The following is a 20619-nucleotide window of genomic DNA, read 5'->3' as shown; positions in this document are numbered from 1 at the left end:
TCGAACCTTGTGTTTATGTGAAGGCGGTCGCGCCGTCAGTCCTTACGGCCGGAGGCTGGAGTGGTGTGGATGTTGCGGTAGATCGTCATGGGCGTCACGGCGCAGGATGCGGCGATCTCGGCCATGGTGAACTGCTTCGAGTCGTACATACGCTGGGCCTTGTTGATCAGGGCAGGAGTCATCTTGGGTTTGCGGCCGCCGGTGCGGCCGCGGGCGCGGGCGGCGATCAGGCCGGCGAGGGTGCGTTCCTTGATGAGGGCGGCCTCGTATTCGGCCATGAGGGCGAACATGCCGAAGACGAGTTTGCCGTGGGCGGTGGTGGTGTCAACGATGCCGTTGGTCAGCGACTTGACGCCGACACCGCGTTCTTCGAGGACGGCGACGATGTCGACCAGGTCGCGCAGGTTGCGGCCGAGCCGGTCGATCTTCCAGATGATCAGGGTGTCGCCGGGGCGTAGGTCGTCGAGGCAGGCCTGCCATTGGGGTCGGTCAGCCTTGGTGCCGGTGGCGACGTCCTTGTAGATCTTGAGGCAGCCCTCGGCGGCGAGTGCGTCGAGTTGCAGCTGTGGATCTTGGTCGGCGGTGCTGACTCGGGCGTATCCGATCTTGTGTCCCACCGCTTGACTCTATCGAAACTCACTTCCGGGATGAAGTTGTGTTGTCTTGTTTCCGTTATGGGTTTTGGTAGGCACTTGGTGTCGGTTTCCGAGGTCGACTGCACGGTCGGGAGTCGTCCTTACTGGGGCGGTGCAGTCGGGTACGGACCTCTGGCCTGATTGGACTCGTATGCACTAATGTCGATCTTGGCTCGTGCTCCTGTGCACGGCACGGGAGGATCGACGGTGGACGAGGCGCACCTGGTTCCCGAGCGGGGCGTGTTGACGGCGTCTTCGGCAGCCTGGGATCTCGCGGTTCGCCGCGCTGAGGTGATCGGCCGTCTCGCCGAGCTGGACGAGGTCGGCCACCGTTGCGCGGACGAGGCCGCCGCCGAACTCGGCTTGTCCCAGCGCCAGGTGTACGTGCTGCTTCGCCGCTGGCGCCAGGGCGAGGGAGTCGTCTCGGACATGCTCCCCGGCCAGTCCAGCGGCGGCCGGGGCCGCGAGCACCTACCCGAGGCGGTCGAGGCGATCATCCGCGAGGTGCTGCGTACCCGGTACCTGACCAAGCAGCGGCGCTCGATGTCGGCGGTGCACCGGGAGGTCGCGCGGCTGTGCCGGAGCCGGGGACTGCCCTCGCCGTCGCGGGGTGCGCTGGTGCGCCGGGCGGAGAAGCTGGATCCGGTGGCCACGATGCTAGCGAGGGAGGGCGTGGACGCGGCCCGGCCGCTGCGGTCGGCGGGCGGGGTGCCGCAGCAGGTCAGTGAGCTGCTGGAACAGGTCCAGATTGACCACACCGTGATTGACGTGATCGTGGTCGATGAACGGCACCGGCTGCCGATCGGACGTCCGTACATCACCGTGGCGATCGACGTTCTCAGCCGCGCGATCGTCGGCCTGGTGGTGACGCTGGAGGCGCCGTCGGCGTTGTCGGTCGGGTTGTGCCTGGCGCACATGGTGACCGGCAAACGGGCGTGGCTGGAGCGCATCGGCGTCGAAGTCGCCTGGCCGATGAGCGGCAAGCCAGCTGAGCTGTATCTGGACAACGCGGCCGAGTTCAAGAGCGAGGCCCTGCGCCGGGGCTGCGAGCAGCACGGAGTCACGCTGCGGTGGCGGCCTCCGGGCCAGCCGCACTACGGCGGCATCGTGGAACGGGTCATCGGCACGATGATGACGATGGTTCACGAGCTGCCCGGAACCACGTTCTCAAGCACGAAGGAGAGCGGCGGCTACGACTCCGAGCGCCTGGCCGTGCTGACGGTCGGCGAACTGGAGCGGTGGCTGGCGCTGGCGGTGGCCGGCTACCACGGCACGGTCCACTCCACGCTCGGGCAGACCCCAGCTGGCCGGTGGGCTGACGCGGTCACGAACGGGCGGGCACCGGCGACGGTGACGAACGAGACGGCGTTCCTGGTCGACTTCCTGCCGGTGGTGCGCCGCTCGCTGCACACGACCGGGTTCGTCATCGATCACGTCTGGTACTACTGCGACGCGCTCAAGCCGTGGATCGCCCGCCGTGAGCAGCTCGGCAAGTTCGTGCTGCGCCGCGACCCGCGCGATCTCAGCCGGATCTGGGCGCTGGATCCCGACGGCGGCGTTTACCTGCAGGTGCCCTACCGGACCTTGTCCAACCCGCCGGTCGGGTTGTGGGAGCACCGTGCCGCGGTGGCCGCGCTGCGGGAGAAGGGCCGCCGCGAGGTCGACGAGGAAGATCTGTTCCGCATGGTCCGCCAGCAGCGCGCGATCACCGACGAGGCGTCACGGACCACCCGCCGCGCCCGCCGCGACGCCGAGCGCCGCGCGACGGCCGTCCCGCCGCCGGCAACCAGCAACCCGGCCCCGTTGCCGCCCATCATCGTGGCGGCGGCCGACGCCGCCCCGTTCGCAGTGGTCGAGGAGTGGTGACGTGGACGCCGAGCTGATGGACCTGGCCCACCTGCACCCGGCCGCGCGGCTGGTCGCGGTGCTGCCCGACGCCGAGCGGGTGCACCGCATCCGCGCCGACCGGTGGATCGGCTACCCACGCGCCGTGGACGCCCTGGAGCGGCTGGAAAGCCTGCTGACCTGGCCGGACAAGCAGCGGATGCCGAACCTGCTGATCCTCGGGCCGACCAACAACGGCAAGTCGATGATCGTGGAGAAGTTCCGGCGGCTGCACCCGCCGGTGTCGCACCCCGACCACGAGCAGATCCCGGTCCTGGTGATGCAGATGCCCTCGGAACCCTCGGTGATCCGGTTCTACGTGGCGCTGCTCGCAGCCATGGGCGCACCCCTGCGGCCTCGCCAACGCCTGGCCGAGCTGGAGCAGGTGGCGCTGTCGCTGATGCGCGCGGTCGGTGTCCGGGTGCTCGTCATCGACGAGCTGCACAACGTCCTCGCGGGCCGCGGCGACACCCGCCGGGAGTTCCTGAACCTGATCCGGTTCCTGGGCAACGAGCTGCGCATCCCTCTGGTCGGGGTCGGCACCCGGGAGGCGTACCTGGCGATCCGGTCCGATGACCAGCTGGAAAACCGGTTCGAGCCGTTCACGCTGCCGTTGTGGACGCCCGACGCCGGGGCGTGCTCGCTGCTGGCCAGCTTCGCCACGTCGTTCCCGCTGCGCCGGCCGTCGCCGATCGCGTCCGCCGAGATGGCCTCCTACCTGATCACCCGCAGCGAGGGCACGATCGGCGAGCTGGCCATGCTGCTCACCGACGCGGCGATCGTCGCGATCGAGTCCGGGGAGGAAGCGATCAACCAGCGAACGCTGGTCATAGCCCAGTACGCCGGGCCGACCGAACGCCGCCGCCTGTTCGAGCGGGAGCTGGCGTGATCCCACCCCGGTGGCCACTGCACCCGCAGCCGCTGCCCGGCGAGGCGCTGTCGTCATGGCTGGAACGAACCGCCAGCCTCTACAAACTCCCGCTCAGCACCCTCGTGGAGCACAACCTCGGGACGGCGGCCCGACAGGTCGGCAAGGTCAAACCGTCCCAGGAACGCGAGCTGCTCGACACCGACCCGCCGGCCCACCTGCTGCAGGCGCTGCACGAGCGCAGCGGCGTGCCGATCGGGCAGCTGCGGCACATGACCATCGCCGGCTGGACGCCATGGCTGCTCGACACCCTCGACGTCGAGCAGGCCGGCACCTTCGACTGCTTCGTACGCCAGGACTCGGTGCTGTTCGACCACACGATGATCGCCCACGGCACCGACCCCGGCCGGTGGCGGCCCTGGTTGCAGAGCGCCGACGGCGCCGAGCGGCGGCGGCGGGCCTGCCCGCTCTGCGCCGAGCGGCCCGGGCACGGCCTGCTGTTGATGGCGCAACTCCCGATCATGCTGAGTTGCCCGGAGCACGGATGCCTCCTGCAGCCCGCCGGGCTTGCCGTGCGGCACTACCCGGGCGCGCCCGACCCGGAGGTAACCGCCGTCACCGAGATGGTTCAGGACATGGACCGGCGTACCCACGAAGGGATCACCACCGGCCAGGTCACGCTGCCGCGCCGGACCGTTCATGTCGGCGTGTGGTTCCGGCTGCTGCGGATCGTGCTCGACGAGGTCAACACCCCCATGTCGTTCCTGCGCCGCAAGGCGGACAAGGCGACGTTGGAGACGATCTGGGCCCGCGTCGAGCGGCCCGTGCGTGCCGGGCAGATCCGCTGGGCGCCGTACGAGGCATGGATTGGGACCGTCAGGTGGCGATGCTCGAAGCCGCCGCCATGGCGATGCACCTCAGCAGCCAGGGCGTCATCTGGGCTAGGGGGACGCTCGGATCGCTGCTCTCGCGGGAGTCGGACCGGCCCGTCCGGAGCGACCCCGATCCCGCCGTCGCGTGGGCGAACGCGGTCCGGGACTTCAACGACTGGCTTCTCACCATCGTTGACGACCGTGACGCCTCTCGCCAGTTGCTCATCCAGCTCAGCGCGATGGACCGCCCCCCCCCCGAAGGGTACGAACGGACGCGCCAGGGTCTGATCAACAGCGGCCTCCGGGCAGAGCATCTCCCGCACTGGCCCGGCATGAACGTCATGGTCCTTCCGGGCCGCGATACTGGTGAAAGCGCCTATCCAAATGTCGCGAGTTCTCGTTGATGGGACAGATTCTGGGCCTTTAGCGCTACGTTGTGTAGTCGCCGCGAAGCGTGGTTGGGGCGGGGCAGACACCACGTACGCTGCCGGGTCCGCCAGCGTATCCGGCAGGCAGACGGGTTGCCTCTCACCGCCGGCCGCGGGCACGCTGAACTGCATGCCCGACGCCGGCCCCACCCTGCCCTCCCGCTCCACCTTCGGCAGCTCCACCGCCAGCAGCGCCTCTTTTGGTAACCCGGATCCGAGCCTGACGGCCGACGACGGCAGCTTCGCCGGGCTCGGCCTGCGGTTCAGCCCGGACACGATCGCTGCGGCCGTCACCGAACTATCCGCCCGCAGCGGCACCGAGTGGTACGGCATGGCCGAACTGATTCTGCAGGATGCGTTCACCGCCAGCGACGTCGCGGCCGCGTTCAGCCAGACCGGCAGGGGCGAACTGGACGGATTCCTACGCGCCCTGCCGCACCAGGTGACGCACTCCCCGCGTCGGTGGCCCGTCGACATCGGATCCGGGCATGTGCCTGTACGCCGCCTCGACGAAGCAGCGACCCGGCGCACCCTGGCCGACATCCTCACCTGGCTGCACGAGCGCTGCTACTTCGCCCGTGAACTCGATTACCCGTGCGTCGACGCCCGCGATGACGAGGTACGCGACCTCGGCGACGTCATCGCCGCCCGCCTCGGCCTGGCAGAGGTCACCGGCGTCCACGACCTGATCGGCACCGCCGACGTGGGCCGACTCGCCGACATCATCGCGGTCGCCCGCGAGTACATCGCCGTCCCACCCGAACGGCACTACCACGACTACGCTGGGTGCGGCTGGCACCCTGGCACCGGCACCTGGTCCGCCGGGCTCGGCAGGCGCATCCTCGACGACCTGGTCGGCTGCGTCGCCGCGAACAGTGACCTCGGCGCGCTGCTGCTCGCCGGACGGCACCTTGGCGACGCGGCCGCCGCTGCATCCCCGCAGGATCCGCTGCGGCGCACCAGCGGTGCTGCGTACGCGCCTGCGGAGGCATTTCTGCCGCACGGCTCGATTCTGACCGTCACTCGGCTGGTTACCCGTCTGGCTGCCGGACGGCACCTGGACGCGGCCGCCGCGTTCCTACGCGCGCACCGCGTCCACGTCGAAACCGCCGGGGAGACCATCCGCCCAACATTCACCCTCACCATCGAGATCTTCGACGCCGACCGGGACCGGCTGCGCCGTCACGAGACCCTGCTGACCCGCACTCTCGGCCAACTGACCGCGATGCCGTGGACGATTCAGTACACCCGCCCGCCGGAGTACCGGCGCCCGGCTGGAACGACAACCCTGGAGCCAGCCGCGGTTGCCGCCCGCCTCGAACGGGCCGGCCGGGGCCGCGAAGCCGACACGGCGCTGCAGACCACGTTCCGGTTCCGCCCCCAGCCCGGTGTTCCCACCGGCGCGCACCTGATCGCCGTCCTCGACGATCCGGACAGCGAGGACGCGCTGCTGCTCGAGGACGCGATCTGGCGACACTTCACTGGTTTGCGCGCGATCCGGGCCGCCAGCGGCCGCGAACAGCACCTCGTCGACGCGTTGCGCCCGCCCGGGCTGCGCGGCACCCCGCCGCCACGGCCCCGCGTGTGCGTGATCACGTCCCGGGGGCATGTCGGCTCCGACATCGCGCCGAAACTCGACGGCGGGGTCCTCGACGTTCAGTACCGTACGTTCGCCGCGAACGCGGCCGGCGCCGCTGACGAGCTCGCCGCCGTCCTGCGCGCCCTCGCCGGTGACCCCGGGCTGGACGGGGTGCTGATCGCCCGCGGCGGCGGAGACCGCACCGACCTGGGCCGGCTCGTCACCCCAGCGGTGCGTACCGCCGTTGACGGGCTCCGGCAGGCTGGTAAAACCGTTGTGCTCGCGGTCGGGCACGGCACGTTCACCGCCGGACTGCCCGCCGACTTCGAGGCGATCACCCCGGCGGACGCGGCGCACGCGATCCGGGCGATCCTCGTCGACCACCCGGCCGCCCGACGGATGGCGGCCGCGGAAACGCAGGAACGGATCGCCGAGCTGCCCCTCGACGACAGGTGGCCGGACGCAGCCGACCGGGAGACCAGTGCCCTGCGGCAGCGTCTCACCGCGATCGACCTCGGGCACGAAGCCGCCCTGACCCGGATACGGCAGCCACCCACCACCGGCCGCTGACCCTAGGCTTGTCTCCTACTGGTTGCCCTGTGTAGTCGGGCCCGGCAGAGGCAGGAGGCCGCGGCGGCCCACAGCGCGGATGGGCCCGACCATCTGGTCGGGCCCCTCCGCGCTGTGGGTGTGTTGTCAGAGTTGAGCGGGCGGGTTGGTGTACCAGCCGACAATCACCTTGACAAGGTGGATCAGGTTCTGAGTGCGCATGATCGGGGCCGAGGTGGTGGGGCCACTCTCGAAGTCGCTGTTAGCGGCGGTGTTGCGCCAGATGCTGTCGCCGGCGACCGGGGCGTTCATGTGCGGGTCGAGCTTGGTGAAGAACGCGATGATGTCGTCGTCGTTGGCGTCGTGGTTCTCCCGCAGTTCGTGGTGAACGCCGGCGAGCACCCGCAGCATGCCGATGGACCCCAGGAGGGACTGGGCGCGCAGGTCCAGAGGCTTGAGGGTGCCTTCGGCGACGGCGGCGAGATCCTTGAACCCGTCCGCGAGGCAGTCGAGGAAGCCGTGGACCATCTCGACCATGACCTCGTCGGCGAGTTCACGTTCCCGCTGCTTGCCGATACGGCCGGAGACACCGACGGCGACGCCGCGGGTGAGGTCGGCGACGTGCTTGGCGCCCATGAGGTTGGGGTTCTTGGCGGTCATGCGGTCCTGCTCCAGGTCCACCTTGCCCTTGAGCAGCGCGTGGCTGATCACCCGGTCCAGAATGCGGTTGGCGACCTTGCTGCTGTCGAAGCGGGCCTTGAGCGCGCTGGAGATGCCCTTGGCGTTGTCCGCGACATCGACGAACATCTGTCGGGCCAGGACGTTGTTGGGCTCGACGTAGATGTCCACGCCGACCGACTCGTTCTCCAGTCGCTTCAGGTGCCCAGCGAGCCGGTCCCGCGAGGTGGTCAGCTCCTCGATCTTCTCGGGCTTGGTGGTGCGGGTGATCTCCCGGTCGATCTTTTTGATCTCCTCGCCCAGGATCCTGATGATCAGGTGCACGCCGAGGATGCGGTGCTGGCCGTCGATGTTCGACAGGGGGGACAGCGCACCGATGGCCCAGGGGATGGTCAGGTAGCCGATGCGCCCGTCGGTGCCCGGGATTTCAACGAAGGTGCAGCCACCGTTGTCCCGGGCGAGCAGCGTGGGCGCTACCCACGATTCGTGCAGGTGGATGTACTCGCCGAACAGCTTGGCATGTCGACTATCTACCTTGCGGTTGTCCGGGTCTGGCTGGTCCGGGTCTGGCAGCGGCAGGATCACGTCCAGGCTCGTCAGCGGGATGCGGATGGTGTAGACCACCCGGCCACCCTGGGTCGAGCGCTGCGCGATGAAGGTGCTCTGGCGCTGCGGGCCGCTGATCTTCCCGGCGTCGATTTCGATCGACAAAATAACTCCTAGTTTCGGAGGGGATAACTTAACCGCTCGAAGCAGTGAGTTGATGCTAGGGGTTAAGTTAGTTCGACCGCAACACCTCGTAGATGAGGAAAATAAAAAGTTATTTGGGTGGCAGTCTGCTGGCGCCCGCGGCCCCTGGAGCGGATGTGCGTCACGCGACCCGGCTTTGGGTGGTGACGACCCCGAACGGATAGAGGTGTACTCAGCGCCACAGCCAGCGCACCAGGCGCGGAACAAGGCACTGGTCGGGGCTGTCGGTCTCCGCGGGCTCGACCTCGTACCGGACGCCCTCGATCAGGATGTAGAGCCGCGGCCAGCGGGTGAGGCAGATACACGCACTCATGCCGACACCTCCGTTCCACCTGGGTCGGGCTCCGGAGTGCGCCAGTTGCGCGGCTTGGCGCCGGTGGCGACGGCGACCGCGTCGACATCGCGGTGCCGGTAGGCGGTGCGCACGCCGGAGATGGACATGGCGCTTGGGGACCAACGTTCGGGAAAGTCACGCTAACCGTGATCTTGGCGTGTTGATCGGAACCTTGACCTGCTCTTACGGGGGCGTGCGGTGCTGGACCGCGGGTTTGTCAGCCAGTCACGATGGGGTGATGGGGTGATGTGCGTCCCCGGTGGGCGAAGCTGCCGCTCTGGTCAAGGGCCCGCGCCGCTGGGGAGAATGGCCGTCGATGACCAACTACGACGATTTCCGGGACTGGCGGCGGCGGTCCAGAAAGTACGAACGCGAGATGGACGGCTTCACCATCGGCGACCCGAAAGACGCCATGATCGAGGCCGAGCAGAAGGCCTGGGGCGACCTCGGCAACCCCGGCCTGGACCACTACTACGCCGGCGTGTACTTCATTGCCTGCGGGCCTCACATCAAGATCGGTAAAACCGGCAATCATCCGTACGAGCGGATGGAGGATTTTCACACCGGTAACCCCTACCTCCTGGAGTTGTTGCACGTCATCGCCATAGACGACGAAGCGTAACGCAGGGGGCAAGAGAGGAAGCTTCACCAGCAGTTCGCGCGCCTGCGTGTGCCCGGTAAGCGCGAATGGTTCCATGTCGACCCCGTGCTGACGGAGTTCATCGACTCCAGTTGCGAGAGACAGTGCGGCCCGTCGCCGTCCCGTTGGTGATGTTTCGCCGATTGCGCAAAGCGGCCCGGGGAGGGGCATCGGCCGGGCCGCTTCAGTTTCTAGGGGCGCAGGTCAGGGCTGACCGTCCTCCTCCGCTGGGTCCGATCGGCTGACCCACCCAGAAGGACCATCGAAACGGGAAGTAACGGCTAGGGACGATCTTGGTCGTGGTCTTTCGGGGCGGTGATGACGTTGACCTTGTCGCCGCCGAGCAGGGGCGCGTCGGTGGGGCCTTTGAGGTAGGGCGCGATCCAGAGCGGGCGGTGGTCGCCGAGGGACGGGTACCACTGGTTGCGCCAGTGGCCGCGCACGATCCACCGGTGTTGCCAGTCGCGTCCGGCGCCGGCCTGCTCAGCGTCGCGGGCTGCGGCGACGGTGCGGCGTAGCCGGATGACGCGGACGTCGCGCGGTGGAAGGCCGGCTCGTTCGGTGCGTCGGCGTTCTGGCCGGGGCGTGGTCTGGTCCTCGGTTTCGGCGAGGTTGGCCTGCGCGGCGAGCTGGAAGGTCGCGAACACCAGCCGGGTCCAGGCCAGGGTGCCGTGCTGGTCGTCGGCGCCGGTGAGCATGTACTCCTCGGGCGGGGCGCCGTCCGGGCGCCAGGCGATTGCGGCCTCGTTGTCGACTGGTAGCGGCGGGAGCATGGCCCGGGCGCGGGCGGCCGCGGCGGGGTGGCCGGCGAGCAGGTCGTCGGTGGTCTTGTCGGTGACGGCGTAGAAGGACATCCACAGGCCGCCGGCTTTCCAGTGCGGGTTGTCGACCGGCCCCCAGGAGACGGCGACGATCCGGGCCTGGTCTTCGTAGGCGGCCTGGCCGATGCGCCGGAACTCGTCGCCGCCGTGCATGTCGGCCAGCGCGTCGACGATGTCGTCGCGGCGGGCTTCCTGGGCGTCGTAGGCGGCGATCGGCTCGGCGAACACCGCGAACCCGGTCTTGGAGGGCAGGTCGGTGGGCCGGGGTGCGAACGCGGGCATGCTCGGGTGCGCGGCGTTGAGCAGGGCGCACAGGTCCTCGTCGACGTACCAGAGGTCGCCGTCGCGGAGCCGGGCGGTCTCGGCGGCGGCCAGTGCCGGGGCGACGCGTTCGGGCGGGCCGGGCGGCTTGAGCTGTTGCTGGCCCATCAGGATGGCGTTGTAGTAGAACTGTGTGCCCTGCGTGCCGCCGTACCAGTCGGCGAGGTCGCGGCGCAGGCCGGGCACGTCGCCGGCGGTGTAGCGCGGGCCGGGTTCAGCCATGTGTCGGGTCTCCGATCAGAGGTCAGGCGGCGCGGGTCTGCGCGGCGACGGTCCGGAACGGGTAGGTGTACTCGGCACCGCAGCCAGCACACCAGGCACGGAACAGCGCGCTGGTCGGGGTGTCGGCCTCGGCGGGTTCGACCTCGTACCGGACGCCGTCGATCAGGGCGTAGAGCCGCGGCCAGCGGAAGCGGCAGATGCAGGTTCCGTTCATGCCGGCACCTCGCCGTCGTCGCGGACCGGGGCTGCGTCCTGGGCTCGCCATTCGCGCGGCTTGGCGCCGGTGGCGTCGGCGACCGCGTCGACGTCGCGGTGGCCGTAGGCGGTGCGCACGCCGGAGATGGACATGCCGGCGGCTGCAGCGAGGTCGCCGAGGGTGTACGGGCGGGGCTGGACGAACTCGCGGCCGTACGCGAGCAGCTCGCGGATCAGTTCCTCGGCCTGCTCCTTGGCCCGTCGGGCGTCGCCGAGGGCGGAGATCAGCGGGTCGACCTGTCCCTCCTCCCAGGAAAGGCGCAGCATCTCGGTGGTCTGCTCCTGGTCCCGGGCCGCCTGGTCGCGCATTTCGAGGAAGCCGTCGTGCTCTTCCTCGTCGGGTTCGGGCCGCGGGATCGGGTGCATGATCGCGGCCAGGTCGCTGAAGATGTCTCGTCTACTCACGACATACATTCTGCGCACTCATTTGCGATGATCGCAATAGTATGCGCTAGTCGCAATCTTGAACGACTGTCGCAGTGTCCGGGAATCGATTGTTTTCCGTACAAGATCGTTTCCGGATCCGAGTGAATCTTCGCTGCCCCGAAAAGTGTCCGAAAAACTGTCCAGGAACTAGTGTGTCCGAGAACGCCGCGAGCGGACGATTCTCGTACGTTTTATGGATGACCGAGACCACCGTGGACCTCACCGTCGACCCCGAGGACGTTCTCCAGCCGTTCCCCGCCCCGACCGGCGGCGGTCTCCTGGTCGGCTACGGCCGGGTCTCTACCCGGCAGCAGAACCTCGACCGGCAGATCCGCGCGCTCACCAAGGCCGGCTGCGCGAAGATCTTCACTGACAAGCGCTCCGGCAAGAACACCGACCGGCCCGAGCTGACCGCGTGCCTGGCGTATCTGCGTGAAGGTGACACCTTGGTCGTGCCGAGCCTTGACCGGCTCGCTCGCTCGCTGCAAGACCTGATCACCCTGACCGTCGAGCTGCGCGGGCGGGGCATCGGCTTCAAAAGCCTGCACGAAGCCCTGGACACCACCACCCCGGGCGGCCGCCTGGTCTTCCACGTCTTCGCGGCGCTGGCGGAGTTCATCCGTGAGCTGATCATCGAGAACACCCGCGACGGCGTCGCGGCAGCCAAGGCCCGTGGCCAGCGTCTCGGCCGGCCGCCGGCGATGACTCAGGAGCAGATTGAGCACGCCCTCGCCCTGCTGACTCAGCCGAAGGCCAGCGTCAAGGCGATCGCCACCCTGCTCGGGGTATCCCGCTCAACCCTCTACACTCACGTGCCGCAGCTCGCCGCGATCCGTGCGAAGGCCCGCACCGAGACCGCCGCGGTAATGCCCGAGCCACGGCCGCCGGTCACCCGCGATCCCGGCGCCTGGTGGCAGGACGGCGACTTCACCCTCGACCACACCGACATCGGCTGGCAGCTGACTCACCCGCGCTACCCGGCCGGACCCGACGAGGTCATCCCCGTCGACGACTACCCGGCCGGATCGGCCCGGCTGCGCCGCACGATCCTGGCCGCGCAGACGGCGGCCGAGGCCGCCGTCACCGATCTGACCGGCCGGGCCGTCGACGTCTGGGAAGAGGCCGAGGACGGCGTCGGCGATCCGTACTGGACCGCCCTGCTGGTTCAGGACACAGCCAGTGACGGCCAGGCGGCGCTCGACGCCACCTTGGCCCGACTGCCTTCGGACCGGCGCCCGGGCCCGCCGTCGATGGAGAGTACGACCAGCTCCTCACCGCCGTACCGGAGGGCTGACCCGGCTGGGCGACGAGAAGACGGGAGTCCCGGCCCGAGTGCGGCTGGGGCCTCAACAACATCAAGGGGTCGATCGAACTTGCACCGCCCGGTCGACTCGTTCAATGAAGTCGCGGCAGGCTGAGGTCGCTGCCGCGAGGTTGGTGTCAGAGAGCACGATCCTGCCGTTGTTCAGCGAAATGCCCGCGGCCTGCAACCTGTCTTTGACCCTCTGCTCGGTGCGGAGCTGACGTTTCGTCAACTTTCCCAATCCATGTGCGACAGCGTTTCGGGCCTCCGCAAGCCGTACAACCGCGTTCCAGTCCTCACGGACTCCAAGCCAGTCCTTGTATGCCTTCTCCTGGTCCAGCCAGCCGCTGGTCGCGCGGATGACGGCGTCCTCGGCAATCCTGGCCGCTGCCGTGTTCTGGGACAGAGCAACCGCTCTATCCGCTTCGCGTGCCAGAAGGTCAGCCGTGAACGCTTCAGTGATTGAGAGCAACCTGATGAGAGTTGCTTGGCACCGGTTTTGCACCGGATCGTCACCTGGCGAAGTTCGAAGCCGAGGGCGATGGGCCGGTTTGAGGGCCGCAATGGCGGCGCGGTGCGCTCCGAGAGTGCGAAAGAGCAGCGCTGAGGCCGCCTCGGCCTCAGCGGACGGGATCGGAGGAGCGGCCGCGCTCATTCCGCAACCGCGGCGTTGAGCAGGAGCCGATCAAGTTCGTCCTCCGCTGTGCTCTCCGCGCGAGCGCGGTCCAGGCGCATCAAGCCCCAGAAGGCCAGCCGCCGCCACTCCGGCCCGACACGTTCGATGGCTGCCGACACCAGATCGGCGTTTCCCCGCCCGATACGTCCCAGCGCAGCCGCCGCTGTGGCTGCAAGCCCATCATGGCTACCCTCCACGCACTGAGCCAGCCAGAGCTCGTAACCGTGTGTACTTTCCGCGCGTCGGATGCCGCCAGCTGCCTGTGCGATCCACATTCCTTGCCAGGGGCTGAGGATGTCGCTGTTAACGGTCTCGTCGAGCACTCGGCGGAGCTTGGTGCGTGCACTTCGCCCGGTACGCGCAAAAGCCTCGATATATGCGACGACCTGGGGGGTAAGGGCGGGCTCAAATCGAAGCAGCGCAGATAGATTTTCGAGCGGCCCTTCGTCGCCGGCCGTGCCGAGGGTCGCCAATGCCCGGCCGAGAAGAGACTGAGTGATCGCGGCGTCCTGACCTGCCTGGGCTTCCTCGGACTCTTCCTCGTGGACCCACATCTCCCACGCACGGGAGGAGGCCTGCAGGCGTCGCGCGTCTACTTCTTCGGAAGGATCGCCGCCGTCCTCGGTGAACGCGTCCTCCTCGTCGACATCGCTGCCTAGCGGGGTCGCGCCAAGGCTCGCGGAGCCGGTGTCAGCGTCGTCGTAGTCAGGATCGAACAGCGAGCTCGCCGTCGCGAACGGATCATCAGGGTTGCCTGCGTTCTGGAACAGGCGTTGTTCCGCCTCAGCGAACGATGTCAGGGAGGCTCGGTAGTTCTCTGATCCGTAGGTATAGGTCTTGCGTTCGTTGAGAACCAGGCCAAGGGTGCGCACCTCGGTCGCGCATGCCTCCAGCGAAGCACGGGCGGCGCCGAGCGAGGGCGAAGCGATGCGGAAGTCATCCGAGTACGAGAACGCCACGTGGCCCCGGCGGATCAGGCGTCGGCGAACGGGGTCGATGTAGGTATCGCCGAGGACGTCGCTCGACGGGTGCACCTGCGGCAAGCCGATACGTCGTCCGAGAACCGAGGCCAGTAGATCCACCAGCGCGTCGACAGCAAGTTCCTCGCCGGTCTGAGCGATCAGCTCTGCACTCAAAAGGTCATGATCGACGAACTCGTAGAAGGCGGTGACGTCGGTCTTGCTGATGTACTGCACGTCCGGGACGTCGAGTGGTGCCTGCTTGAACTGTCCGATCGGCACTCGGTTACGGAACCGCTCCGGAAGCGTTTCGCTGAGGAGTTTGACGAGAGCCCGATACAGCACTCTGTCCTGAAGCGTCATGATGTGCAGCGGACGAGCGCCTCGCCACCCCTTGTCCGCGAACACCACGTCGGCAGCGTGCCCGGAAGGCCCACGGCGGACCTGCGGGCGTAGCCACCTCTCTACGGAGGAAGGGTCGGCGGAAAGAGCGACGAAATCCCAGCGGCGGGGCAGAAGCCTGTTGCGTGACAACAGCTCAGTCTCGACGGCGGCATGCAGATCCAGACGCCGCAAGAGGTCGCCGTCGATCGGCATGATCACTCTCCTTGTTGAGGCCTACTGAGTTGACCATGTCGTGACGCCGGTCAAGGTTGGGCACAGACGGTACCGCGAGATTTAGCCCTCTGACGCGAAAGCCTTTCCCTGTTCGTCGGGAGCCGCTCGGAGTCACACGCATACGCCGCCGCCCGTCGGCCCGCCTTCCGAGATTCGGAAGACCACGGCCTAGTGCAGTCGACCTCGATCAGCCGTGCAGTCGACCTCGGAAACCGACACTTGGGCTGCGGCGATGCCCGACGGCGATTACCCCGGCTGAGGTCTATCGGAAACGAACGTTTGCGTGATACCTCAATCGCAAGATCATTCTCACCGCTAACCGCTGTACCGCTCTTCCTCAACCCCGAAGGCCGTCGCCCGCCAGATCAGATGAGACTCCGCCAGTTCCAGTTGAGAGCTGACGGAAACGTCGGGAGAAGGCTGCTCTCGGAAGCCGAGTCCCGGATATTTATTGGATTGCCATTACCGGTAATCCAATAAACGGCCCGGGGTGCTCGAATCGGACATATTGGACGTACATCATAATGCCTGTTATGGGCGCGCAGAATCGTGCCGCACCCGTCGGGTGCCGTCCATACCTGGGCGGCACCCGACGGGTGCGGCGGGGTCAGCCGGCAGCCGGTGCGACCGTCAGCTGCCAGGCGTTGTAGCCGCCGAGTAGGTCGGAGACGTCGGGGTGGCCGGTGGTGCGCAGCAGGCTGGCGGCGACGGAGGAGCGGTAGCCGCCGGCACAGTGCACGACGACCGGCCGGTCGGTGGGGATCTCGGCGATACGGTGGGGCAGTTCGGCCAGAGGGATGTGGGCCGAGCCGTCGATGGCCCCGTGTTCGCGTTCGCCGGCGGTACGGACGTCGAGGATCATGGGTGGTTGCGGGTCGAGGAGGGCGGTGCGCAGGTCGGCGACGGTGACCCGGCTGGCGCGGGTCAGCTCGGCCGCCATCTGCGGCAGGGCGGTCTCGGGTTCGTGCAGGTGGCCGAGGACCCGGTCGAAGCCGATGCGGGCCAGGCGGATGACGATCTCCTCGGCGCGGTCGGGGTCGGCGACGACCAGCAGGGTGTCGCCGGGCTGGGCGACGGTGCCCGCGGTTTCGGCGAACCGGCCGTCGGCGGGGATGTTCAGCGCGCCGCGCAGGTGCCCGGCGGCGAAGTCGTGCGGGTCGCGGGCGTCGATGACGAGGGCACCTGCGGTACGGGCGGCGATGAACTCGGTGGCGGTGAGTGCCCGTGGTGCGACGTCGTGGTCGAACAGGTCGCGGGCCTGGCGATTGAGGGCGGCGTCGAAGGCGAAGTAGCCGGGTGCGGCGGGTTGTCCGGCGGTGACCAGGTCGAGGAACCGCTCGACGCTCATCGGGGCGCAGGCGTAGTTGGTGCGGCGTTGTTCGCCGATGGTGGACTGCCGTTCGGTGGACAGGTTCTTGCCGCAGGCGGATCCGGCGCCGTGGGCGGGGAAGACCCGTACCTCGTCGGGTAGGGCCATGAGTTTGTGCTGGACGCTGTCGTACAGCATGCGTCCGAGTTCGTCGGCGGTGACGCCGGTGGAGGCGAGCAGGTCCGGGCGGCCGACGTCGCCGATGAACAGCGCGTCGCCGGTCAGTACGCCGTAGGGCGTGCTGTCGGTGGCGTGTTCGTAGACCAGCACACTGATCGACTCGGGCGTGTGCCCGGGGGTCTCCAGGATCTGCAGGGTGACGTCGCCGAGGCTGATGCGTTCGCCGTCGACCAGTTTTCGGATCGCGTATTCGGTGTCGGCGCGTTGTCCGTAGCCGATCCAGGCACCGGTGGCGGCGGCGACTTCGAGGTGTCCGGCGAGGAAGTCGGCGTGGAAGTGGGTGTTGATGACGCCCTCGATGCTCAGGCCGTGGGTGCGGGCGTCGGCGAGGTATTCGCCGATGTCGCGGCGCGGGTCGACGAGCACGGCCCGGCCGGTGGCCTCGTCGGCGATCAGGTAGGACGCCTGGGAAAGGCAGTCGAGGTAGTACTGCGTGAACCGCATGATCTTTTCCTTCGGTCGACGGGGTGGGGTCGGGTCTGGTGGTGCGGCGTCAGGCGACGCGGCCGGGGCGGCCGCCGTTGGTGCGCAGGGCCATCCCGGCGCCGGTCCAGGCGTGCATGCCGCCGGTGAGGTTGTGCACCTGCCGGCCTTGCCGGGCGAGCATGGCGGCGGCCTGTCGGGAACGGGCCCCGGACCGGCAGACGGTGATCACCGGCCGGTCGGCCGGCACTTCGGTGAGCCGGTCGGCGAGCTGGCCGAGCGGAATGTGCCGGGCCTTCGGCGCGTGCCCGGCGCGCCATTCGGCCGGTTCGCGGACGTCGAGCAGGATCGCACCGTCGGCGATCAGCGCAGCCGCCTGCTGCGGGTCCACGGATCGGTAGGACTTGCGAAACAGCCTGGTCAGCAGTGCGGCTATGGGCATCGGATCCCCTGAAGGCTTGGGTGGGATGGAGGTGCGGCACCTGACTCATCGGATACCCCAGGGGGTATCTGAGGGTCAGAGTTGTGGTGTGCATCGCCGGCCGGCGAACTGGACGGGTGGCGGGGTCAGACCGTAACGGGGTTGATGATCGCCTGGACGGCCACGAACGCGGCGATGGCGAAGACGAGCCAGGCGAAGGCGTGTTGCAGCCGCCGGGTGGGCATCCGCGTGGCGATGCGGCCGGCGGCGAGGGATCCGGTGATGGCGGCGAGGGTGAACGCCGCGGCGATGCGGTAGTCGATGGCCGCGTCGCCGGCGTGCGCGGCGAACCCGGCGGCGGAGTTGACCACGATGACGACCAGGCTGGTGGCGACGGCGGCGGGCATGCTCAGGCCGAGCAGCAGCACCAGGGCCGGGATGATCAGGAAGCCGCCGCCGACGCCGAACAGGCCGGTCAGGAAGCCGACGCCGAGGCCGGCGGCGATGGATTTGGGCAGGCAGCCGCGCCAGTTGATGCCGCCGCCGGGCAGGGCGCAGTCACCGCCGCAGTCGTCGGTGCCGCTCAGCATCCGCCGGCCGGCGAGGACCATCAGGGCGGCGAAGCCGATCAGGACCAGGCGGGGGTCGAGCAGCCGGTTGACGGCGGCACCGGCGAACGCGGCGGCGGCGCCGGTGCCGCCGATGACGGCCGCGATGCGCCACTGCACCAGCCCGGCCCGCAGTCGCGGGAGCATTGCGGTGGCCGCGGAGATGCCGACTACCAGCAGCGAGGTGGGCACTGCCGCGGCCAGGGTGAGGCCGGCGCCGTAGACGAGGGCGGGGACGGCGAGGATGGAGCCGCCGCCGCCGAGCAGTCCGAGCAGGATGCCGATGAGCGCGCCGAACCCGATCGCGGCGATCACGATCGGCTCCGGATGGGGGTGTAGGGCATGACGTCTACCGCCGGTCCCCGGCCAGTGCGGTGACGACCTTGTCGAGGTCGGTGCGCGGGCCGCGGTTGTAGGGCAGCTTGGCCAGCATCATGCCCATGGCGCAGGTGTTGGTCAGTGCCGCGAACGCCAGCCCGGCGCCGATGAGCGCGGCCACCCAAGTGACCGGTTCGAGCATCGTGCCGGCGAGTACCGCGGCCAGGACGATGCCGCCCGCGACGAGGCGGACCTGTCGTTCCAGGTCCCAGCGTGGGGTGCCGGTGGTGACCGGGGCGTGGGCGGTCTGCCAGGCGGTGATGCCGCCGGTGAGCACCCGTAGGTTCGGCAGTCCGGCCCCGGCCAGGGCCTGTTCGGCCTGAGCGGCGCGCTGTCCGGAGCGGCAGACCAGGACGATCTGCTCGTCGAGGTGGGCGCGGAGTTCGTCGCGGTGCTCGCGCAGCAGGTCGAGGGGCACGTTGTAGGAGCCGGGGATGTGCGTGGTCTCGAACTCGGCCGGGGTGCGCACGTCGATCATCCGTGGCGCGTGGTCGGTGGTGAGCAGGTGTCGCAGGGTGGGGACGTCGAGGGCGGCTGGGGTGCCGGTGGGTGTGGTCATGGGGTGCGGGGTTCTCCTGTCCGGGTTCCGGCAACGATGGGCGAGCCGGGCGGGTAGGTCGGGCGAACTGCATACCCCCGGGGGTATGTGGAAGACATGATCCGGCCATGACGGGAACGCGCCCCACCCCCAGCCGGGGGAGGTGGGGCGCGGCGGTCAGGACAGGGACAGGAACAGCTTCTCGAGCTCTTCCTCGCTCATCGGCGGCTCCTCCCCGCGCTGGCGGGCGGTCTGACACTCCCGCATCCCGGTGGCGATGATCTTGAAACCTGCCCGGTCGACGGCGCTGGACACCGCGGACAGCTGGGTGAGCACCCGCCGGCAGTCCTCGCCGTTCTCGATCATCGCGATCACCGCGCCGAGCTGCCCCTGTGCGCGCTTCAAACGGGTCAATGCGTCCTTGAGTAGGACCGGGCTCATCTCCATGATCGCCACCTCCATCGAAAACATACCCCAGGGGGTACCGGCATCATGGGACCAATATACCCCCCAGGGTATACCGCGTGTCTACGGTGACCTGCGCCGCAGCGCCGCGTTCGGACTGAACGCGACCTTCCCCGAGCAGAGCCCGCTTGACGCATTCCGTTATCGGAATATGATTGCCGGCATGGCACGAGCAGCGACGACGTCGGACACGTTCAACGCGATCGCCGAGCCGCAGCGTCGGGACATCCTGGGGCTGCTGCGCGGGCGGGAGTGGCCGGTGACCGACCTGGCCCGGCACCTGGGGATCAGCCAACCGACGGCCTCCAAACACCTGCGGGTGCTGCGTGAGGTCGGCCTGGTCACGGTCCGCGAAGCCGGCAAGCAGCGTCTGTACGGGCTGGACGCGCGCGGGCTGCGGCCGATCCACGAGTGGGTCGGCGGGTTCGAGCGGTTCTGGAACGACAGCTTCGACCGGCTGGACGCGTACGTGCAGGACCTCAAGCAGACACGACCGGAGGACTGACTCATGGAAACAGCGACCACCGACCGCGAGATCGTCGTCTCCCGGGTGATCGACGCGCCCCGGGAGTTGGTGTTCGAGGCGTTCACCGAGGTCCGGCACCTATCACGATGGTGGGGTCCGGCCGGGTTCTCGACCACCACGCGGGCCTTCGAGTTCCGCGAGGGTGCGGTGTGGGATTTCGTGATGCACGGGCCGGACGGCACCGACTACCCGGAGTGGATCACCTGGACCGAGATCGTGCCGCCGGAACGGATCGCGCTGCTGCACGGGGAGTCGCCGGACGACCCGGACGCGTTCGAGTCCGTGCTGACCTTCGCCGCCGAGGACGCCGGGACCCGGATCGTGATGCGCACGATCTTCCCAACCCGCAAGTTGCGGGACCAGGCCGTCGAGAAGTACCACGCGATCGAGGGCGGCGAGCAGACCCTGGCCAACCTGGCCGCCTATGTCACGGCGGGCCGCTGATGGCCGGCAAGGTGTTCTTCAGCCGACCGTACCGGCGCGAGCGTCATGGGCCGGCGCATGTTCGACCTCGGTGAGCGTTCGTGGCCCGCGGAGGCGCCGTTCCACACGCCGGTGTTCGTGCTGACCCACCAGCCGCGCGAGTCGTGGGAGCGGCCGGGCGGCACCACGTTCCACTTCGTCGGCGACGGCATCCACCAGGCGCTCGACCGGGCCCGGGCGGCCGCCGGCGACCGGGACGTCCGGATCGCCGGTGGCAGTGACACGATCCTGCAGTACCTGAACGCGGGTCTGGTCGACGAGTTCACGATCGCGTTGTCGCCGGTGCTGTTCGGTGCCGGGACGCGCCTGTTCGACGGTGTCGACGCGTCCCGGGTCGCGCTGGAACCGGTGAGTTCGGTGTCGTCGTCGCGGGTGACCCATCTGACCTACACCGTGCGCACCCGGTGAGA

At 68.7% G+C, this 20619-nt stretch carries 22 protein-coding genes and 2 pseudogenes; 10 read left to right on the top strand and 14 right to left on the bottom strand.

Translation table 11 applies throughout. The features are described from left to right. Positions 1 to 35: 35 nt before the first annotated feature. Complete coding sequence (locus Q0Z83_RS15740) at positions 36 to 617, bottom strand: recombinase family protein (RefSeq protein WP_317794667.1); 582 nt, start codon at positions 615 to 617, stop codon at positions 36 to 38. Positions 618 to 842: 225 nt separating this feature from the next. Here Q0Z83_RS15740 and Q0Z83_RS15735 point away from each other — a divergent pair, with 225 nt between their 5' ends. The 4 genes from Q0Z83_RS15735 (at position 843) to Q0Z83_RS15720 (ending at position 6836) form a co-directional block, all read left to right on the top strand. Further along, the gene (locus Q0Z83_RS15735; RefSeq protein ID WP_317794666.1) at positions 843 to 2501 is read left to right on the top strand and encodes a Mu transposase C-terminal domain-containing protein; all 1659 of its coding nucleotides are present in this window, start codon (positions 843 to 845) and stop codon (positions 2499 to 2501) included. A 1-nt stretch (position 2502) separates the two neighbouring features. Further along, a complete protein-coding gene (locus Q0Z83_RS15730; RefSeq protein WP_317794665.1) occupies positions 2503 to 3408 on the top strand; it encodes a TniB family NTP-binding protein in 906 nt (301 codons plus the stop codon). Then, entirely contained in the window at positions 3405 to 4547 is a 1143-nt protein-coding gene (locus Q0Z83_RS15725; RefSeq protein ID WP_317794664.1) for a TniQ family protein, read from the top strand. The genes Q0Z83_RS15730 and Q0Z83_RS15725 overlap by 4 nt, the downstream gene beginning before the upstream one ends. A gap of 270 nt (positions 4548 to 4817) precedes the next feature. Further along, positions 4818 to 6836, top strand: coding sequence for a hypothetical protein (locus tag Q0Z83_RS15720; protein ID WP_317794662.1), 2019 nt, complete (start codon positions 4818 to 4820; stop codon positions 6834 to 6836). A 126-nt stretch (positions 6837 to 6962) separates the two neighbouring features. Here Q0Z83_RS15720 and Q0Z83_RS15715 read toward each other — a convergent pair whose 3' ends face one another. The 3 genes from Q0Z83_RS15715 to Q0Z83_RS15705 form a co-directional block, all read right to left on the bottom strand. Continuing rightward, a complete protein-coding gene (locus Q0Z83_RS15715) occupies positions 6963 to 8204 on the bottom strand; it encodes a DNA sulfur modification protein DndB (RefSeq protein ID WP_317794661.1) in 1242 nt (413 codons plus the stop codon). Between the two features lie 211 nt (positions 8205 to 8415). Further along, positions 8416 to 8556 (bottom strand): hypothetical protein, encoded by a 141-nt coding sequence (locus tag Q0Z83_RS15710; protein ID WP_317794660.1) that lies wholly within the window; start codon positions 8554 to 8556, stop codon positions 8416 to 8418. Next, positions 8553 to 8684, bottom strand: coding sequence for a hypothetical protein (locus Q0Z83_RS15705; RefSeq protein ID WP_317794659.1), 132 nt, complete (start codon positions 8682 to 8684; stop codon positions 8553 to 8555). The genes Q0Z83_RS15710 and Q0Z83_RS15705 overlap by 4 nt, the downstream gene beginning before the upstream one ends. A 209-nt stretch (positions 8685 to 8893) precedes the next feature. Here Q0Z83_RS15705 and Q0Z83_RS15700 point away from each other — a divergent pair, with 209 nt between their 5' ends. Both Q0Z83_RS15700 and Q0Z83_RS55775 read left to right on the top strand, forming a co-directional pair. Next, positions 8894 to 9199: a hypothetical protein gene (locus Q0Z83_RS15700; protein WP_317794658.1), complete on the top strand. Its 306-nt coding sequence runs from the start codon at positions 8894 to 8896 to the stop codon at positions 9197 to 9199. A 21-nt stretch (positions 9200 to 9220) separates the two neighbouring features. After that, a pseudogene (locus Q0Z83_RS55775) lies at positions 9221 to 9349 on the top strand (GIY-YIG nuclease family protein); the annotation flags it as partial. A gap of 149 nt (positions 9350 to 9498) precedes the next feature. Here Q0Z83_RS55775 and Q0Z83_RS15695 read toward each other — a convergent pair. The 3 genes from Q0Z83_RS15695 to Q0Z83_RS15685 are packed head-to-tail and all read right to left on the bottom strand — an operon-like array spanning position 9499 to position 11250. After that, positions 9499 to 10581, bottom strand: a complete 1083-nt coding sequence (locus Q0Z83_RS15695; RefSeq protein ID WP_317794657.1) for a hypothetical protein — start codon at positions 10579 to 10581, stop codon at positions 9499 to 9501. A 22-nt stretch (positions 10582 to 10603) separates the two neighbouring features. Then, positions 10604 to 10795 (bottom strand): hypothetical protein, encoded by a 192-nt coding sequence (locus Q0Z83_RS15690; RefSeq protein WP_043526781.1) that lies wholly within the window; start codon positions 10793 to 10795, stop codon positions 10604 to 10606. Further along, complete coding sequence (locus tag Q0Z83_RS15685) at positions 10792 to 11250, bottom strand: hypothetical protein (protein ID WP_378079204.1); 459 nt, start codon at positions 11248 to 11250, stop codon at positions 10792 to 10794. Before Q0Z83_RS15685 ends, Q0Z83_RS15690 begins: the two co-directional genes overlap by 4 nt. Before the next feature lie 164 nt (positions 11251 to 11414). Between Q0Z83_RS15685 and Q0Z83_RS15680 the strand changes: the two genes are divergently transcribed. Next, on the top strand, positions 11415 to 12680 hold the full coding sequence (locus Q0Z83_RS15680) for a recombinase family protein (RefSeq protein ID WP_317794655.1): 1266 nt from the start codon (positions 11415 to 11417) through the stop codon (positions 12678 to 12680). Here Q0Z83_RS15680 and Q0Z83_RS15675 read toward each other — a convergent pair. The 7 genes from Q0Z83_RS15675 to Q0Z83_RS15645 form a co-directional block, all read right to left on the bottom strand. Further along, positions 12618 to 13037 (bottom strand): hypothetical protein, encoded by a 420-nt coding sequence (locus Q0Z83_RS15675; protein WP_317794654.1) that lies wholly within the window; start codon positions 13035 to 13037, stop codon positions 12618 to 12620. The two genes, Q0Z83_RS15680 and Q0Z83_RS15675, sit on opposite strands and share 63 nt — an antisense overlap. A 179-nt stretch (positions 13038 to 13216) precedes the next feature. Next, positions 13217 to 14797 (bottom strand): RNA-directed DNA polymerase, encoded by a 1581-nt coding sequence (locus tag Q0Z83_RS15670; protein WP_317794653.1) that lies wholly within the window; start codon positions 14795 to 14797, stop codon positions 13217 to 13219. A gap of 628 nt (positions 14798 to 15425) precedes the next feature. Then, complete coding sequence (locus Q0Z83_RS15665) at positions 15426 to 16811, bottom strand: MBL fold metallo-hydrolase (RefSeq protein WP_317794652.1); 1386 nt, start codon at positions 16809 to 16811, stop codon at positions 15426 to 15428. A 49-nt stretch (positions 16812 to 16860) separates the two neighbouring features. After that, positions 16861 to 17232 (bottom strand): rhodanese-like domain-containing protein, encoded by a 372-nt coding sequence (locus Q0Z83_RS15660; RefSeq protein ID WP_317794651.1) that lies wholly within the window; start codon positions 17230 to 17232, stop codon positions 16861 to 16863. A gap of 125 nt (positions 17233 to 17357) precedes the next feature. Next, entirely contained in the window at positions 17358 to 18134 is a 777-nt protein-coding gene (locus Q0Z83_RS15655; RefSeq protein WP_317794650.1) for a sulfite exporter TauE/SafE family protein, read from the bottom strand. A 34-nt stretch (positions 18135 to 18168) separates the two neighbouring features. Further along, on the bottom strand, positions 18169 to 18756 hold the full coding sequence (locus Q0Z83_RS15650) for a rhodanese-like domain-containing protein (protein ID WP_317794649.1): 588 nt from the start codon (positions 18754 to 18756) through the stop codon (positions 18169 to 18171). 156 nt (positions 18757 to 18912) lie between these two features. Continuing rightward, positions 18913 to 19182, bottom strand: coding sequence for a metal-sensitive transcriptional regulator (locus Q0Z83_RS15645; RefSeq protein WP_317794648.1), 270 nt, complete (start codon positions 19180 to 19182; stop codon positions 18913 to 18915). Between the two features lie 181 nt (positions 19183 to 19363). Between Q0Z83_RS15645 and Q0Z83_RS15640 the strand changes: the two genes are divergently transcribed. The 3 genes and pseudogenes from Q0Z83_RS15640 to Q0Z83_RS15630 form a co-directional block, all read left to right on the top strand. Beyond that, positions 19364 to 19705: an ArsR/SmtB family transcription factor gene (locus Q0Z83_RS15640; RefSeq protein WP_317794647.1), complete on the top strand. Its 342-nt coding sequence runs from the start codon at positions 19364 to 19366 to the stop codon at positions 19703 to 19705. Positions 19706 to 19708: 3 nt separating this feature from the next. Next, positions 19709 to 20170, top strand: coding sequence for an SRPBCC family protein (locus tag Q0Z83_RS15635; protein ID WP_317794646.1), 462 nt, complete (start codon positions 19709 to 19711; stop codon positions 20168 to 20170). Between the two features lie 24 nt (positions 20171 to 20194). Next, positions 20195 to 20617: pseudogene (locus Q0Z83_RS15630) on the top strand (dihydrofolate reductase family protein); the annotation flags it as partial. Positions 20618 to 20619: the final 2 nt, after the last annotated feature.

The sequence above is a fragment of the Actinoplanes sichuanensis genome, assembly GCF_033097365.1.
GTDB lineage: Bacteria > Actinomycetota > Actinomycetes > Mycobacteriales > Micromonosporaceae > Actinoplanes > Actinoplanes sichuanensis.
Note: the sequence above shows the minus strand (reverse complement) of the source record. Positions and strands in the feature narration are given on the sequence as shown.

What these genes read in the sequence shown, in the direction of transcription:
- Q0Z83_RS15720 (WP_317794662.1), top strand. Translation starts at nt 4,818, where the DNA reads ATGCCCGACGCCGGCCCCACCCTGCCCTCCCGCTCCACCTTCGGCAGC.
- Q0Z83_RS15710 (WP_317794660.1), bottom strand. Translation starts at nt 8,556, where the DNA reads ATGAGTGCGTGTATCTGCCTCACCCGCTGGCCGCGGCTCTACATCCTG.
- Q0Z83_RS15705 (WP_317794659.1), bottom strand. Translation starts at nt 8,684, where the DNA reads ATGTCCATCTCCGGCGTGCGCACCGCCTACCGGCACCGCGATGTCGAC.
- Q0Z83_RS15700 (WP_317794658.1), top strand. Translation starts at nt 8,894, where the DNA reads ATGACCAACTACGACGATTTCCGGGACTGGCGGCGGCGGTCCAGAAAG.
- Q0Z83_RS15695 (WP_317794657.1), bottom strand. Translation starts at nt 10,581, where the DNA reads ATGGCTGAACCCGGCCCGCGCTACACCGCCGGCGACGTGCCCGGCCTG.
- Q0Z83_RS15690 (WP_043526781.1), bottom strand. Translation starts at nt 10,795, where the DNA reads ATGAACGGAACCTGCATCTGCCGCTTCCGCTGGCCGCGGCTCTACGCC.
- Q0Z83_RS15685 (WP_378079204.1), bottom strand. Translation starts at nt 11,250, where the DNA reads ATGTATGTCGTGAGTAGACGAGACATCTTCAGCGACCTGGCCGCGATC.
- Q0Z83_RS15670 (WP_317794653.1), bottom strand. Translation starts at nt 14,797, where the DNA reads ATGCCGATCGACGGCGACCTCTTGCGGCGTCTGGATCTGCATGCCGCC.
- Q0Z83_RS15665 (WP_317794652.1), bottom strand. Translation starts at nt 16,811, where the DNA reads ATGCGGTTCACGCAGTACTACCTCGACTGCCTTTCCCAGGCGTCCTAC.
- Q0Z83_RS15660 (WP_317794651.1), bottom strand. Translation starts at nt 17,232, where the DNA reads ATGCCCATAGCCGCACTGCTGACCAGGCTGTTTCGCAAGTCCTACCGA.
- Q0Z83_RS15650 (WP_317794649.1), bottom strand. Translation starts at nt 18,756, where the DNA reads ATGACCACACCCACCGGCACCCCAGCCGCCCTCGACGTCCCCACCCTG.
- Q0Z83_RS15645 (WP_317794648.1), bottom strand. Translation starts at nt 19,182, where the DNA reads ATGGAGATGAGCCCGGTCCTACTCAAGGACGCATTGACCCGTTTGAAG.
- Q0Z83_RS15640 (WP_317794647.1), top strand. Translation starts at nt 19,364, where the DNA reads ATGGCACGAGCAGCGACGACGTCGGACACGTTCAACGCGATCGCCGAG.
- Q0Z83_RS15635 (WP_317794646.1), top strand. Translation starts at nt 19,709, where the DNA reads ATGGAAACAGCGACCACCGACCGCGAGATCGTCGTCTCCCGGGTGATC.